Annotated in this window: 21 protein-coding genes; 7 read left to right on the plus strand and 14 right to left on the minus strand. The window is 58.6% G+C overall.

From position 1 onward, the window contains the following. The 5 genes from ACP5H1_RS06865 to ACP5H1_RS06885 form a co-directional block, all read right to left on the minus strand. Window positions 1-215 (minus strand): RAD55 family ATPase (locus ACP5H1_RS06865; RefSeq protein ID WP_427973341.1); only part of this gene is annotated, 215 nt, incomplete at its 3' end. 128 nt (window positions 216-343) lie between these two features. Continuing rightward, window positions 344-838, minus strand: a complete 495-nt coding sequence (locus ACP5H1_RS06870) for a hypothetical protein (RefSeq protein ID WP_427973343.1) — start codon at window positions 836-838, stop codon at window positions 344-346. 74 nt (window positions 839-912) lie between these two features. Next, the gene (locus ACP5H1_RS06875; protein WP_427973346.1) at window positions 913-1,566 is read right to left on the minus strand and encodes an ABC transporter substrate-binding protein; all 654 of its coding nucleotides are present in this window, start codon (window positions 1,564-1,566) and stop codon (window positions 913-915) included. 152 nt (window positions 1,567-1,718) lie between these two features. Beyond that, a complete protein-coding gene (locus ACP5H1_RS06880; protein WP_427973349.1) occupies window positions 1,719-2,402 on the minus strand; it encodes a DUF2258 domain-containing protein in 684 nt (227 codons plus the stop codon). 171 nt (window positions 2,403-2,573) lie between these two features. After that, entirely contained in the window at window positions 2,574-3,251 is a 678-nt protein-coding gene (locus ACP5H1_RS06885; protein ID WP_427973351.1) for a 2-oxo acid dehydrogenase subunit E2, read from the minus strand. 143 nt (window positions 3,252-3,394) lie between these two features. On the opposite strand from ACP5H1_RS06885, the gene ACP5H1_RS06890 reads away from it, so the two are divergent. Then, window positions 3,395-3,904 (plus strand): hypothetical protein, encoded by a 510-nt coding sequence (locus ACP5H1_RS06890; RefSeq protein ID WP_427973354.1) that lies wholly within the window; start codon window positions 3,395-3,397, stop codon window positions 3,902-3,904. Between the two features lie 2 nt (window positions 3,905-3,906). Here ACP5H1_RS06890 and ACP5H1_RS06895 read toward each other — a convergent pair whose 3' ends face one another. Together ACP5H1_RS06895 and ACP5H1_RS06900 are read right to left on the minus strand one after the other, a co-directional pair. Next, a complete protein-coding gene (locus ACP5H1_RS06895) occupies window positions 3,907-4,086 on the minus strand; it encodes a hypothetical protein (protein ID WP_427973356.1) in 180 nt (59 codons plus the stop codon). A 17-nt stretch (window positions 4,087-4,103) separates the two neighbouring features. Next, window positions 4,104-4,619 carry a prenyltransferase gene (locus ACP5H1_RS06900; RefSeq protein WP_427973389.1) on the minus strand — a complete coding sequence of 172 codons (516 nt, stop codon included), beginning with the start codon at window positions 4,617-4,619 and terminating at the stop codon, window positions 4,104-4,106. A 269-nt stretch (window positions 4,620-4,888) separates the two neighbouring features. On the opposite strand from ACP5H1_RS06900, the gene ACP5H1_RS06905 reads away from it, so the two are divergent. The 3 genes from ACP5H1_RS06905 (at window position 4,889) to ACP5H1_RS06915 (ending at window position 6,657) form a co-directional block, all read left to right on the plus strand. Then, the gene (locus ACP5H1_RS06905) at window positions 4,889-5,479 is read left to right on the plus strand and encodes a hypothetical protein (RefSeq protein WP_427973358.1); all 591 of its coding nucleotides are present in this window, start codon (window positions 4,889-4,891) and stop codon (window positions 5,477-5,479) included. A 120-nt stretch (window positions 5,480-5,599) separates the two neighbouring features. Continuing rightward, window positions 5,600-6,067 carry a hypothetical protein gene (locus tag ACP5H1_RS06910; RefSeq protein ID WP_427973361.1) on the plus strand — a complete coding sequence of 156 codons (468 nt, stop codon included), beginning with the start codon at window positions 5,600-5,602 and terminating at the stop codon, window positions 6,065-6,067. Window positions 6,068-6,093: 26 nt separating this feature from the next. Further along, window positions 6,094-6,657: a cysteine hydrolase family protein gene (locus ACP5H1_RS06915; protein ID WP_427973364.1), complete on the plus strand. Its 564-nt coding sequence runs from the start codon at window positions 6,094-6,096 to the stop codon at window positions 6,655-6,657. On the opposite strand, the gene ACP5H1_RS06920 is transcribed toward ACP5H1_RS06915, so the two are convergent. Together ACP5H1_RS06920 and ACP5H1_RS06925 are read right to left on the minus strand one after the other, a co-directional pair. Next, window positions 6,636-7,754, minus strand: coding sequence for an MFS transporter (locus tag ACP5H1_RS06920; RefSeq protein WP_427973366.1), 1,119 nt, complete (start codon window positions 7,752-7,754; stop codon window positions 6,636-6,638). The two genes, ACP5H1_RS06915 and ACP5H1_RS06920, sit on opposite strands and share 22 nt — an antisense overlap. Further along, window positions 7,744-8,958, minus strand: coding sequence for an MFS transporter (locus ACP5H1_RS06925; protein WP_427973369.1), 1,215 nt, complete (start codon window positions 8,956-8,958; stop codon window positions 7,744-7,746). The genes ACP5H1_RS06920 and ACP5H1_RS06925 overlap by 11 nt, the downstream gene beginning before the upstream one ends. Window positions 8,959-9,050: 92 nt before the next feature. Between ACP5H1_RS06925 and ACP5H1_RS06930 the strand changes: the two genes are divergently transcribed. The 3 genes from ACP5H1_RS06930 (at window position 9,051) to ACP5H1_RS06940 (ending at window position 11,617) form a co-directional block, all read left to right on the plus strand. After that, window positions 9,051-9,629 carry a hypothetical protein gene (locus tag ACP5H1_RS06930; protein WP_427973372.1) on the plus strand — a complete coding sequence of 193 codons (579 nt, stop codon included), beginning with the start codon at window positions 9,051-9,053 and terminating at the stop codon, window positions 9,627-9,629. A 51-nt stretch (window positions 9,630-9,680) separates the two neighbouring features. Then, window positions 9,681-11,243 (plus strand): NAD(P)H-hydrate dehydratase, encoded by a 1,563-nt coding sequence (locus ACP5H1_RS06935; RefSeq protein WP_427973375.1) that lies wholly within the window; start codon window positions 9,681-9,683, stop codon window positions 11,241-11,243. A gap of 137 nt (window positions 11,244-11,380) precedes the next feature. Further along, a complete protein-coding gene (locus ACP5H1_RS06940) occupies window positions 11,381-11,617 on the plus strand; it encodes a hypothetical protein (protein WP_427973377.1) in 237 nt (78 codons plus the stop codon). A gap of 55 nt (window positions 11,618-11,672) precedes the next feature. Here the strand turns inward: ACP5H1_RS06940 and ACP5H1_RS06945 are convergent, their stop codons facing one another. The 5 genes from ACP5H1_RS06945 to ACP5H1_RS06965 all read right to left on the minus strand — a co-directional run bounded on the left by ACP5H1_RS06945 (window position 11,673) and on the right by ACP5H1_RS06965 (window position 13,744). After that, window positions 11,673-12,467: an SDR family oxidoreductase gene (locus ACP5H1_RS06945; protein WP_427973392.1), complete on the minus strand. Its 795-nt coding sequence runs from the start codon at window positions 12,465-12,467 to the stop codon at window positions 11,673-11,675. A 71-nt stretch (window positions 12,468-12,538) separates the two neighbouring features. Further along, complete coding sequence (locus tag ACP5H1_RS06950) at window positions 12,539-12,805, minus strand: hypothetical protein (protein ID WP_427973379.1); 267 nt, start codon at window positions 12,803-12,805, stop codon at window positions 12,539-12,541. A 103-nt stretch (window positions 12,806-12,908) separates the two neighbouring features. Continuing rightward, window positions 12,909-13,133, minus strand: coding sequence for a CDGSH iron-sulfur domain-containing protein (locus tag ACP5H1_RS06955; protein ID WP_427973381.1), 225 nt, complete (start codon window positions 13,131-13,133; stop codon window positions 12,909-12,911). Between the two features lie 74 nt (window positions 13,134-13,207). Then, window positions 13,208-13,420: a hypothetical protein gene (locus tag ACP5H1_RS06960; protein WP_427973384.1), complete on the minus strand. Its 213-nt coding sequence runs from the start codon at window positions 13,418-13,420 to the stop codon at window positions 13,208-13,210. 90 nt (window positions 13,421-13,510) lie between these two features. After that, the gene (locus tag ACP5H1_RS06965) at window positions 13,511-13,744 is read right to left on the minus strand and encodes a hypothetical protein (RefSeq protein WP_427973386.1); all 234 of its coding nucleotides are present in this window, start codon (window positions 13,742-13,744) and stop codon (window positions 13,511-13,513) included. Window positions 13,745-13,868 lie beyond the last annotated feature (124 nt).

Raw genomic sequence — 13,868 nt, forward strand, 5'->3', positions numbered from 1 at the left:
AAGTCCTCCCTTGGCTCCACGAAGCTCACGTAGAGCGACGGCTCGCCCGAGGAGGCCCCCTGGTAGGCGAACTGGCTTGCGAGGGTGGTCTTGCCTGCCCCGGGGTAGCCGGCCACAAGTATTATGGAGCCCCTCCTTATGCTGCCCGCAACTTTGTACCACGCATTTAGGGGTATAGTTATCTCATCAGGTGTTGACGTAGCCAAATGAGACACCAGAGGCTACAGCCCCTCATTCTTGGCTTTCTGGTCAGCAGCCCCCTTAAAAATAAATTATTAATGTTAGCGGCAAATACCTTATATATACACCTGCTAAGAGGCAGGAGCTAAGACGCCGCTGAAGATCACGGGCACGGCTCAGGTATTACCGCCGTGCTGCTCGCGAACGCTGACGGGTAAACTATGTTAACAGCGGTTGTCCCGTTGGGCCAGACGAAGATCTGTCCTATGGGCGGCGCCTCCCCTACCTGCATTCCGTTTGACGTCACGTTAAAGACTCCTGCCAAAGTCATCACCTTGCCGCTTATGTCGCTGAGCACAGCCTGCTTGAGCGCGGCCTGGCTCAGCGTGCCCGCGTCCTGTATGGCGAGCTGGATTATGAACCCGACGTTGAAGCCGGCTATATTGTTATAGTTAACGCTGCTCGTGTGGAACTCCTGTTCGAACATCTGCTCGAACTGGGGCAGCGTGGGCCCAAACCACTGGAGGCCCAGCTTTGAGGCCATTTGCGGCGTGTAGCTTATTATGGGCGGAAAGACCGCCGTGAAGGTACCATTCATGTCACTCCCTACGTCACTCAGCAGGGTTGGGAGCATTATGCCTGGGTAGTTCGTGAACACCAGCGGGAAACACGCCTTAGAGGCCACGAGCTGGGGCAGGAAGGCCTCGTCGTTGGTGGGGTAGCCAAGCTCTATTACTGCGAATGGTGCTCAGACTCCATGGCGCTTATGAGCGAGAGGTACTGCGTTGTGTCAGTGGCCACGCTGGTGTTGTAGACAACGGGTATGTCGTATTGCTTAAGGAAGTGGCCTAGGTAGTAGGACTGGAACGCGTTGAAATCATTGTCATCCCAGATGACGGAAACGTTACGGACCCCCTCGTACTTCAGGAAGTCTGCCACGTTCTTCATCCAGACCTCGGAGACAGGTATTGAGGTGTCTATTATGTAGTTGTTGTTGGTGAAGAGCCCAACGGCGCTGGCCGTCACGTCCCAGAGGAGCACGTGGCTGGCGTTCGTGAAGCTGACTGCAGGCGCGGTCATCACCGAGCCGAAGTCTGCCACCAGCATGTCCACGTGGTAGGTGTTGACAAGCGTCTCGTAGTCGCTCTCAGCAGTGGACGGGTTGCTGGCCGCGTTGAGGGCTATTATCTTAACCGTCAGGTTCCTGCCGTACTGCTTGACGTATATGCCCCCGTGGCTGTTGACCCAGTTTGCCCAGAGCTCAAGGCCCTCGTACTGTGCCAGGGAGTCCACTGCCTGGCTCCCACTGTCGTCGTAAACGGTACCAACGAGTATGTACTTAGGGGCGGCCGAGGCCCTATGAGAGTAGGTAGGCGTTATATGCAATGTAACCTACTACTGCGGCCATGACTATGATAACTATTATCGCGGCAACTGCGGTGGAGGACATGCTAGCCCTCATCACATTCCCACCGGCTGTCGATATTAAAAGGAGGGGAGTTTATACATGTGTGCTAGTACGGACGCTGTTGATGCCTTCATGACTTATTTGAGCCCATTATCTCTGGGCTCAGCCTCGACCTGAGCTCATTTATAATCTTAGATGCGCGCTCCTGGTCCTGCTCCTCCTGTAAGAGGTCTGGCAGCGCGTCCATTATAGCGTCCTCGGGGGTGCGCCCTCTTAGCCTAAGCTGTGACCTCTTTATTGTGGCCGGCGTTGGCGAGAGGACGGCGCCTCCCTTTATGAGCACGCCCCCTTCAAGGGGAGTCACTATGAGGGCTCCTACATCCTCGCCATTTAAGCTGAGCGAGTAAAGCACGTCGCCATCTATTGTAGAGCCCAGCCTGACAAGTGAATACCTTGGAATGGTCGCCAGCTGCTCCGCGGCGGAAATGGTGTCGCGCATCGCCGCGGCCAGGTCCTCCTGGTTAACCCTCCTGAAGGCTTCCACGGCTAGGGTGTTCCACTTCCACCTGATCTCCTTGGAGTTCTCATCAACGTCGAATTCTATCCTGACCCTGACAACGTCACCCTTATCAAGCTTAAGCTTCCTCACCAGGAGCTCAAAGAGCACCCTGTTGAGCTGGGCTGATGAGTAGGCAATCCTCCTAGACCACTCCTTGTCCCCCTTAGCCCTGTCGCTGAGCAGCGCGAAGAGGGCCCTTCGAACCTTTGTGGCGTAGGCGCCCACTATTATAAGGCCTGTACTTAGTCGGGGCAAGGCAGACGCCCACTAATATAGTTGGTAGTGGGCCCACTATATATAAATAATTTGAAAGAATCGACTATATACCTAGGCCTGGCAAGCACTTTTATCAAGCATTTTTAAAACTTAATTGGCAGACAGTTTCCGTAAGTCTTGTCCCTGCATAAAGTTATCGCGGCCGCCTACTCAAGACAAGAGCTGAAGCACCAGGTCCTTGTTAGCAAGCACGCTGGCCAGGTCAGCCAGGAAGGACCCTGTGACGTCCGGCCCTACCACCCTTGGGTCCACAGTAAGCGTGACCCACGCTATGTTTGCAGTGACAGTCCTGTCCCTGCTCTCGTCGTAGATGGGCCCCTTCCTGATCCTGCCTATCGCTACCGACGAGGCTATGCCGGGCAGGCCGATGCCAGTTATGGCGTCTATGCCCATCACACCGAGGTTTACAAGGAGGAACGTGGCCTTTGAGTAGTCGGTGCCCTCCTTGGCCGACCTCACCTCTGAGGACAGCTCCTCAACGGACTTCCTGTTCACGTCCTCAACCACTATGACTGTTGTTCTTCCCCTCTCCCTGTATATTGGGAGCGCTGCGTTGACGGACTCGTAAGTTATAACCGTGTCCTGATCAACCCTGGAGTTAAGCTCGTTATACTGAGGCCTTGAGAGCAGGGCACCCAGGATCTTAAGGAGGATTACCGTCGGCGTGGGCCTCTGGAGCGGCGTCCTCCTGCTGAGCTCCTCCCTCGCTTTGATCATGCCGTCAAATGACACGAGCCTCATGAGGCTAAGCCTGGGGCCCGCCTCATGCAACGTCATAGATGCGGCGAAGAACTCCTCAGCGCCCGCTAACCTCCTCTGGGTAGGCATTTCGCTTCTCCACTACAACTAGGGCTCTCAGGTAAATATCCGTTCAAAAGGCGTTACACAAGTCGTAAGGTGGCGTAAAAAGGGCAGGGCGTCCAGTGAGTTCTTTTTAAGTTTCCCCACGTCAAGGCACTGGGTGCTCTCGTTTGCAGCAAATAAGGCCGGACATTAAGTTCTTCACGATAGGGATTGTTCTGGCCATTGTGGCAAGTCTCATAGGCTTCATGATGTCGTATGTTATGATCTTTTACATAAGGTCACCGATTGCTATGAATTACCTAAGGAGCGTCCTAGTAGAGAGGGCGCCAAACATAAGTCAGCCCCAGCTGAACGAGACTTTAGCTGAGGTCATCCCCATATTTAGGGGTCTTGGCTATTACCTGCTCGGGGTGAGCGTCGTAGGGCTAATCCTGGGCCTTGCGCTGCTGGCGCCCAGGAGCATGGCCTTGAACATGAACTTCGGCGGCGCCTCCTCGGCATCGTTAGCAATTGGGGTCATATTAATCATAGTTGGGGTCATGTCTATAATAGATATCATTCAGCTAGCACTTTACATAGCTGCGGGCGCCATGGTTTTACACGAGCGCACGCTCATAAGGAGGGCCGAGGCTTTGGCGGCGTCCCAGCCAGCAGGCGGCATAAACACGACAGTCTAAATTTAAGCTAGGCTTAAAGTCATTCCAGCGAGTATCAGGAAGCCTATTAGGTATGAGTAAACAGCTGTCTCAAAGTCGAGCTTCTCCAGCTTTCCAGCCATCGACTCCTTGAGCAGCTTCGCCGCGTAGGCCGCCGAGGCCAGCGATGCAAGCGAGAGGAACGGGTACAGGCCTATGGCCACGAGCACTACCACAGACGCTAAGGAGGCGAGGAGCGCGGTTGCGTAATAGGCAGCCGACAGCCGGGGGCCCAGGACCTGCGCCAGGTCCTCGCGCCGAGGGAGCGGTCCCTGTCTATATCCCTCCAGTAGTTTGCAAAGAGCACCCCCTCAGTAGCAATAACCACTGGCAGGCCGGCCAGAAGGCCCTCCGGCAGGAGCCTCCCGCTAGCAAGGTAAAAGCCCGCCTCCGCCAGGATAACCATTGAAAGCGGGTACACCAGGTCGCCGAGGGCCTTGTACTTGAAGCCTATGCGGGGGTCGCTGTAGCCGTAGCCGAAGGATATGCCTATAAGGCCAAACATTGTGGCTAATGGTCTGCCCAGCACGGTCACCGCGACCCCCAGCGAGAGCCCCGCGAGGCCAACGGCGACGGCGTCCCTCCTCAGGTTGCAGGGCTTGGTTATGCCGTTAAGTATTGGGTGAAGCCTGACGGGGCTGGGGGCCGAGTCAAAGCTGAGCTTGAAGTCGAAGTAGTCGTTGAATATGTTAACCATGGTGTGCACAGGGCCTCACCGGCAAGGCCCAGGCCCACGAGGAGGTAGCTGACGCCCAGGCCCATCCTGGCCGCAGCGAACACGCCTAGCATGTAAATCAGCGCTGAGAACGCCACAGTCCAAGGCCTGGTAGACTTTATGTAGCCTATTAGGTTTGCCATCGTCTGGCCCTGGGCCGCTAATGTCAGGAATCTCTAAAAGGTATAGATGTGGGCCCCACGAGTTAGAGCTTTTAATATGAAGAAAGCCAAGGGACCAAGGAGATCACCTTGAAGGCCGAGAGCTTGGCTGCAGCGCTCTCCTGGATTTTCCATCCAACTGTTATGACAGCAGTGCTGTTCTTGGCAGCCAGCCCAGCGCTGGACTACGGGCCGCTGGGGGCAGCGATCGCTGTGTTCACCTACTCCCTGCTCCCCCTCACCCTGCTGGCGGCTCTGAGGGCCCTCGGGCTCGTGAGCTCCTTCGACGTAGTTAGGGCGTCGCAGAGGCTGGCGCCGCTCGTGTTGGCGGAGGCCTCGTACGTGGTCGGCATAATAATAACTGCCCTCGCGAGCCGCAGCCGGGGCCTCCTGCTCCTTGAGGCTCTTTACCTGGTCAACTCAGCTATAGTAATAATAGTGACGCTCCTGTTGAAGTTTAAGATCAGCATACACGTCTCAACGGCGTCAGCCATAGTTACCGCAATCGTTTACCTGGGCGGCCCCTCGCTGCTCCCCCTCTTTGTTATACCGGCCGCCCTGACATGGGCTAGGGTTAAGCTGGGGGTTCACACAATAAGGCAGGTGGCCGCCGGCTGGGCGTTCATACCGTTAACCCTTGCGCAGCTGCTCCTTTACCTGGGCCCCGCGTTCAGGCGCTAGGCTGACCGCTTCAGCTTAGAAGGTCCAGGGCCACAGCCTCCCAGGTGGTCAGCGACGGCAAGGCCCATCTACGGCAACGGCTTCTTTCACGTCGCCCCTGGGACCATATTCTATACCATAGTGTTCGAGTACTCCGATGAGGAGGAAGAATATTACAGGCTGATCAGCAGGGGGAGCGAGGGCGAAGAGGAGGAGAGGCTTAGGGCTGAGATGCAGAGGATCCTTGACGACGAGAAGATCATAATAAACGGCTCCTACTCGAGGGCGATCGTGCTCTCAGCCAAGGCTGAGGTCAGGGGCTTAAGGAAGCTCTCGTCGGCCACGTTCTTCATAGAGATACCTTACAGGCCCCTGAGCGGCACCAACACCTATGAAAACATGTACGAGGAGGCCGTGGCGGAGTATGACTACACCGTCTACTGGATAATGCCGAGGGGAGGGAGGATAAAGAGCTTCGACATAAGCGGCGAGGCCAGGCTCTCGGAGGACGGCAGGGTGCTCTCCGTCAGGGTCAGGAGCGGCACCAAGGTGAGGGGCTATGAGAGCGTGGCCTTCGAGCTGCCCCAGCCCGTCAGTGCTAACCGATAAATACCTGGAGAACAACTGTTCTCTAGGTGATTGCTTTGAGGCCCGCGCTCGTAGTTATTGACATGCTTAATGACTTCATTGATGGGGCGCTTGCGACCCCGGAGGCCAAGGCCACGGTGGCCCCCGCGAGAAAGGTCCTTGAGGTCTTCAGGCGCAACGGCTGGCCCGTCATATACGTCAATGACGCCCACTACCCGACAGACATAGAGATGCCCCTCTGGGGGCCGCACGCCATGAAGGGGACCAGGGGGGCCGAGGTCTACGGTGAGCTGGCGCCCAGGGAGGGCGAGTACGTCCTCGAGAAGCACGCCTACAGCGGCTTCTTCGGCACGGCCCTGGACCACATACTCAGGTCCCTCGGCGTTGATACGGTAGTCCTAATGGGGCTCGACGCTGACATATGCGTCAGGCACACGGCGGCAGACGCGTTCTTCAGGGGCTACAAGGTTGTCGTAGTTAGGGACGCCGTGGCCGCGAGGATTGACAGGAACTGGGAGACCTACTACAAGAAGGTTTACGGCGCGACGGTGCTCAACAGCGACGACGTGGAGGGCTACCTCAGGTCAGCTCAGCCTATTACAGCGAGGTAGCCTACGGACGAGGCCATAGCTATGGAGGCCATGAGGGCCCACCCATAGGAGGCCCCCAGGGAGTAGGCGGCGGCAGCGAAGATGGCCGAGGAGAGGTTCCTTCCAATAGTATTAGCTATGCCGTAGAGGCTCATGTGGGACCCCCTGGACCTGGGGGAGCTGAGCTCCGCCGCGACCGCCGACGAGACGGGCATCACTATCATCTCGCCCAGGGTAATCAGCATTATGTCGAGGGCGGCGGCCGGGACGCTGTTGACCATAGGCATGAGGCCGTAGCCCAGGCCGTAGATTGCCATGCCCGTGGCGAGGGACTTGGCCGGGCTGTGCGTGCTGGCCCTCCTAGCCACCGCGTCCTGTAGCAGGACTACCATGAGGCCGTTTATGGCCAGCAGCGCCCCGGAGTAGCTCGTGCTTATCCTTAGAAACCCTGAGAAGTACTGCACGAGCGGGTAGCCCATGAGCCCAGCTATTATAAAGGTCATGAACGTGGGGGCCAGGAACTTCATCATGGCAGAGGTCGGCCTCTCAAAGGCGACAGTTGGCTCGCTCCTTGGAGGCTCACCAAGTCCCCATAGGGCCGCCAGGGAGGCCGCCAGGACGGCTGAGGTCACAGCGAGGAGCAACCTAAAGCCTACTAACGCGTAGAGCTCCCCGCCAACGGCTATTCCGAGGGCCCAGCCGAGGTTGGAGCCGACCCTGAGCCTTCCGTAGGCCTTCACCAGACTGGAGTGCTCGCTGAAGTAGTCCCCCACTATTGCCATGCTGGCGACCGAGTAGGCGTTGGAGAAGAAGGACTGAACTGCGAGCAACACCTCTATGGCTGTAGCCCTCCAAAGGAGGGCCGCCGCGGCCAGGCTGATGGACGCCACGAGACCGCTCATAAACATGGTCCTTACCCTTCCCGCCCTGTCGCTGACGTAGCCGCCGGCCACCTGGCCCAGGGCGCTGGCTATCGCAAGCGACGCGTAGAACTCGGAGACCACCGTCAGGGGCTCCCTGAAGTCAAGGTTAAGTGCCAGCCCAGCGAAGGGCAACGCTATAGAGAAGCCTAGAACCCTCAGGGCGCCTATTATAGCCAGCCTGCCCTCAGGCCTCAACTCCGACGCTTGACCTCCTTAGCCTTGCCTCGTCAGCTCCGAAGAACCTCCTATAAAGGTATATGTTAGCCCCCATGGCCACTGCGTAGGCCAAGAATGGCACCGCGTAGAGGGGCATGAGGCCGAGCAGCGACGCGTCCTGGAGGTAGAAGAACGGGGAGCCTATGAAGGTGCCAACTGATGAGAGGAGAAGCCTTGAGCCCTGGTTGTAGCCTGAGACCCTCCCCCTCTCCTCAGGCGGGGTGAGCTCGAGCAGGAAGGACTGCTGCACAGGTATTGCTATGACCCTCAGCATGGGGTACACCAGGTAGAGGCCCACGGCAGCCCAGAAGTTGCCGACCAGGGGAAACGCCAGCATTATGGGTATCGTGAGCCCCCTGGTTATGTATATGCTCCTCAGGAAGCCCAGGGAGTCCTCAAGCTTTGGCGCCAGCAGCATGGAGAACGTAGCTATGAGCGACGCGGCCGTTGTCACCTCGCCGGTCAGGTACCTCGGGGCGTCATAGACGTATATGAATATGGGCACTATAAATGGCGCCGTGAGGCCGCTGGCGAGGCCGTTGAGCATCCCGGTCACTGAAAACTTAAAGGCGTTGACCTTGGACTTCATGCTCAGGCCCCTGGCCCTCACGTCTGGGAGCTTGAGCGGCGGTATGAGCAGCATCGAGGCCGCGCTTATAACTGTGGCCAGGAGGAGCTCCTCCCTGTAGTTAAACATGCCGCCTATCAGCGTTCCCGCCGCGGCGGTGACGCTGCCTATGAAGGAAAGCAGCGATATGAGCTTCGTCCTGTTGCCCCTGTGGGTTAGGTCAGCTATTATGGCGTTCTGTACGGGCCCCACGACGCCCCCGACGCCCCCAGCTCCCATGGTGCCCGTGGCTGATATGCCTCCGAGTATGGCGGCCGCGAACGCGGCGGCCAGGTTAAATTTGACAAGCATTACTATGGGTGTCAGCACCAGGAGGGCAGAGGAAATGTACAGCGAGGCCTTCCTTCCAATGAGGTCACTCATGTAGCCGACGACAATCGAGAGCCCAGCCGTGGCAAGCCCTGCCACGGCGTACATTATGCCGAGCTCAAAGAGGCTTCCGTGAAGCAGCTCGCGCACCATGTAGGGGAACACTATAAATAGTATCCCGGCCGCGACGCTCCTCAGGGACCTCAGCACGCTCAGGTATGCCAGCGACCTGGTGGGCTCCTTCATTTGACCGCCCCTAAGCGTTATTTTTCCATATATCTCTGTTAGAAATATCTAGCCTTTAAATTTGCGCCCTGGAAGCGCCATGGGTGAAGCGGATGGAGGGAAGCTTTAGGAGGCTTGAGGACATAGACATCTCGAATTATAACATTAGGCAGGAGCAGTACGCCGTCATTTACCCCATAACGGTGATGCCCAGGGAGTCCGTCTACAGCGTCTACCTGGAGGCCCAGAAGAGGGCCATGCAGGCAGGCATAGCGTTCCTTAGCGGCGGCGTCAGCAAAAGGCTCGTGGTGAGGCAGCTGAGGCCCCAGGACCTTGGCCTCCCCGGCCCTGAGTGGAGGTTCCAGGTCAGGAGCGGCAGGAACGCGCTGCTGAGGTACAGGGTCAGGGACGACCAGGCGATAGTGATATTCGGGTTCTACAACCAGTCGCCCTCGCCCAAGGTTGTCCAGCTGGAGGTCCTGCGAGGGGGCGTCAGAAGGCTCATAATAGTGATGCAGGAACTCTACACTAGAGGCTACGACCCCATGGGGGTGCTGGCGGACTTTGAGGTCTTCAGGCCAGGCGACGAGGTGGAGCTAGTAGGCCACGCAATAGGTGAGGGGGAGGAGATGCTGGGAGTGATGGGCTACGTGGCCGAGCCCGAGGGAAGGCTTAACAGGGCCGGGCTCTAGCCCGTGGCCGCTTAAATAGAGCCTTGGACCCTGGAGTCAACGGGGTCAGGCTTGGATCTGGAGTGCCCCGGTTTTATCAGGAGCCCTGAGACCTGGACCACCGAGGACACCAGGGCCTACGAGACGAACACCGTGTGGCTCGGCCTCCCCCTGCTCCTCCTCATGGAGAACGCCGGGAGGGCCGTGGCAGACGCCGTTGAGTGTGTCCTGGGCGACGTTAGGAACAGGAAGGTCATAGTTTACGCTGGCAAGGGGGGCAACGGCGGGGACGCCATAGTTGCGGCCAGGCACCTGGCCCTGAGGGGGGCCGACGTCACGGTTTACCTACTGTACGACCCAAAGCTCGTGGAGCACAGGGACGCAGCGCTGAACCTGCAGCACCTCCAGAGGCTTAAGACGGTAAAGGTGGTGCACCTTGACGACCCCAGGGATTACAGCCCGCAGGAGGCGGACGCGCTGATAGACGGCATACTTGGCATAGGCGTGAGGGGCAAGCTGAGGGAGCCCGTGGCCAGCGCTCTGGCCGCCTTCAACGCCTCGAAAGGCCTTAGGGTGGCTGTTGACATACCTACCGGCCTCGACCCCGACACCGGGAAGGCCGTTGAAGGGACGGCGAGGGTTGACATAACTGTGACCATGGGCACCCTCAAGCCGGGGCTTCTGGCCGACGAGGCAAAGCCTTACGTGGGCCAGGTGCTGGTAGCTGACATAGGGATGCCCAGGGACGCCTACATTTACGCCGGCCCCGGCGACGTCGCCGCCAGGGTCCCAAGGAGGCCCAGGGACGCCTACAAGGGGGGCAGCGGCAAGGTCCTGAGCGTCGGCGGCTCCTACCACTACTTTGGGGCGCCGTTCTACATGGCGTCCGCAGCGCTCTACGCTGGGGCCGACCTCTCGTTCCTGGCGGCGCCTGAGGAGGTGGCGAGGTCCGCCGCCACGACAAACCCAGGCATAATACCTGTGCCGCTCAAGGGCGACATCATTACCAGGGAGCACGTTAAGGACCTTGTCGAGGAGGCCAAGCACGTGAACGCCGTAGCGATAGGCCCAGGGCTTGGCACAGCGGAGGAGACCAAGGAGGCCGTGGTGGAGTTCCTAGAGGCCATAAGGGGCAAGCCAACAGTTATAGACGCTGACGCCCTCAAGGCCGTCGCCGAGCGCAGGCCTAAGCTATGGTCGGAGGCCGTGCTAACGCCTCACAGGGGCGAGGCCAGGATGCTCGCAGGCCATGACGGGGAACCCCAGGAGCTTGCAGCGGAGATAGCCAAGACTTACGGCGCCACAGTGATAGTTAAGGCGCCTAAGCCTCCGGGCGACGTAATATGCAGCCCCGACGGCAGGTGCAGGTTCAACTTGACGGGTCACCCAGCCATGGCAGTAGGCGGCACCGGGGACGTGCTCACCGGGATAACCGCGGGCTTCCTGGCCAGGAGGGCCGCCCTCTCAAAGAGCTTAGAGCCTCTCAACATAGCTGCCGCGGCCGCTTGGACCTCTGGCAGGGCGGGCGAGCTGGCGGTCGAGGAGAAAGGGGATAACATAACGGCAATCGACGTGCTGAACAAGGTCCAGGCGGCCATAAGGGAGGCCTACTCGCTTCTCTCGGGCGGCGGCTGAGCCTTTCTCAAAAATTAAACAATAAAGGACGTCCAAGGTCTCGGCTGGTTGGTAAGCTTATTGAGTGCAGGAACGGCATCTACGTCAGTCTTGGCACGTGCGGGGGCGTCAAAGGCTACAGGGGCCCCGCTCATTGCGTGGTGTACCTGAGGAGGGCCGAGGGCGGCGTCAGGCCGCTGGCATCAATGGGTCAGGCAGTTTCGTATTGGCAGGGCTCAGCCAGGAGGTGGCTCTACGCAGCTGTTGGTGTGGTACTTGACGTCCTGCTCACTCTCGTCCTCTCCCAGACGAAGGCAGTGACCTCCCAGGGACTGTACTTCGCGGCTGCGGCGCTGGCGATAGTTGTTATCGCGGAGGTCGTAGGGCCAGAATAAGGGTCAGCAGGAGAGCCCTAAGCAGGCTAGGGCTCAGCGCGTACCTCGAGCCCCTCTAAAAGACTCCGTGCAGCAGCCCGCCGTCAACCGGTATGGCGGCGCCGCTCACGTAGCTGGCCCTGTCGCTCAGGAGGAACTCCACCACCTCCCCGACCTCCTCAGGCTTGCCTATCCTGCCGAGCGGCACGTCGGCCATCTCTATTTTAAGCTCCTCCTCGTAGCTTACGCCCTTAGCCCTGGCCCTGCTCTCTATCACCTGCCTCGACCTGTCGGTCTCTATGTTGCCGGGCAGCACCATGTTGACCCTTATGCCGTACTTGCCCAGCTCCCTGGCCAGGGTCCTGGTAAGGCCTGCCAGGGATATCCTTATCACGTTGCTCAGCGCCAGCACCTCCACGGGCTCCCTTATGGCGAAGCTTGAGAGTATCACTATGCTTCCCCTGCTGGCCTTAAGGTAGGGCAGGGCCTCCTGCACGAGCCACACGGCGCTCAGCATCAGCTGCCTGGCGCCGAGCTCCCAGTCCGCGGGGCTCAGCTCCTCGAACCTCCCCGGCTTCGGCGGCGGCGCTATGAACACGAGGCCGTCGAGCCCTCCCATTGCTTTAACAGCCTCTGAGACGAGTTTTACCGCGCCATCACGGGCAGTTATGTCGGCCACAACGCCGTGCACCCTGCCCAGGGGGGACAGCTGCCTCAGGGCGTTGTTCACGTGCTCCTCGGAGCTGCCATTTATGGTGACCTCGTGTCCCCTTGAAAGCATGACCTTAGCGACTCCAAAACCTATGCCCCTGCTAGAGGCCGTTATTAAGGCCCTCAGCCTTAGCCACCTCGGGGAAGCTGAGACCGCCAGTTAAAATGCGTAGGCCCGGTGATGTAACGTAATCGCCGATTGGTGAGGACCCACTGCAGCACTGAGGGCCTTCACGTGACGCCCGCGGCCTGCTGAGGCCTCGCGACCAGGTCTCCTACGACGTCCATATTATGGTAGCTGGCGAACCCCAGCAGCTGGTCAAGGTCCTCGACAAGTTGCCTCTTGTAGGCGCTCATCACTATAAACTCTATCCTTGAGTCGTCGTCGCCCCTCCCCCTGAGCTCCTCAAGCCTTGCGTCAACGCTTCCTATCTCCTCAAGGACCTCAGCTATCTCCTCCTTAAGGAGCCTCTCCACGTGGACGTCCAGGCACTCCAACACGGACACCAGGAGGTAATAGACGTGAAGGCCATTAACACCAACAGGGGAAATAATACCTGCAAAAACAAAGAAAGGAAGAAGGCTATTGTTCAGGCCTGATTTACTTGCCCTGCTCCTCAGGGTAGTAGCTTATGAGCTCGACCCTCGTGCCGTCAGGCTTATAGACGTATATCTTGCCTGGCTCCTCGTTCAGTGTAAGCTTATGATGGCCGTCGCAGTACGGCTTGTTCTGGGAGAGGCCGCAGGCGCATATGTGAAGTTCCTTTCCGTTATCTAACTTTATGATGTAAGGATGGTTCCTCTCGTGAAGCACTATCCTTGCCATTTTCGCTCACAGGGCATCGAAGAGCTTATTAGTTAAAAAGACTTTTTAGTATAGGACTCATCTGAGCCGCTTTATCAACTTCCTATCCACTTGAAGCCGTAGGCCTCGTAGGCTGCCTTGAGCTCGTCCCTTGAGTTCACCAGGGCCCTGTACGCCTTCCTGGCGTCCTCGCTGGCGCCGCTCAGGAGCGCGAAGGCCAGCCGTCCCCTGAGCTCAGGCTGCGGCACCACGTAGTTGAAGCCCCAGCACCTGGCCTCAGAGATCCACATGACGCCGGCGTCTATCACGTTGCCGTAGAGCAGGGGCGGTATCTCACTGTGGTGAACCCTCGTTATGAAGGAGCGGGACGCCAGCGACTCGTACCCTCAGCAGGACCTCTATATGGCGTCCCTGACCTGGGCGCCTATGCCCTCGGTCACGGGGTTTGGTATGGCAAGCCTTGGAATTCCCACGATGTCACACCATGAGCTGACGTTAGGCCTTGACCCCCTGTAGGCCAGCACTACGGTGTCCTCGACGTATTCGTACCTTTCCTCAAGCTGTAGGCCCTCCAGGAGCGCCGGCGGCAGGGAAACGACCTGAGGCCTGGCCGAGAAGGTAAGCGTCCCCACCTTAAGCGGCGCCCCCAGGGCCCTCTGCCGTAGCTAGCAGTTTCCGATAAGCCGTGAAGTTCATACCATTTGATATCATTTACCATTCACGACCATCCCTTCACGAAAGTTCATAGGCTTCTCC

The organism is Acidilobus sp., from assembly GCF_049973875.1.
Lineage (GTDB): Archaea > Thermoproteota > Thermoprotei_A > Sulfolobales > Acidilobaceae > Acidilobus.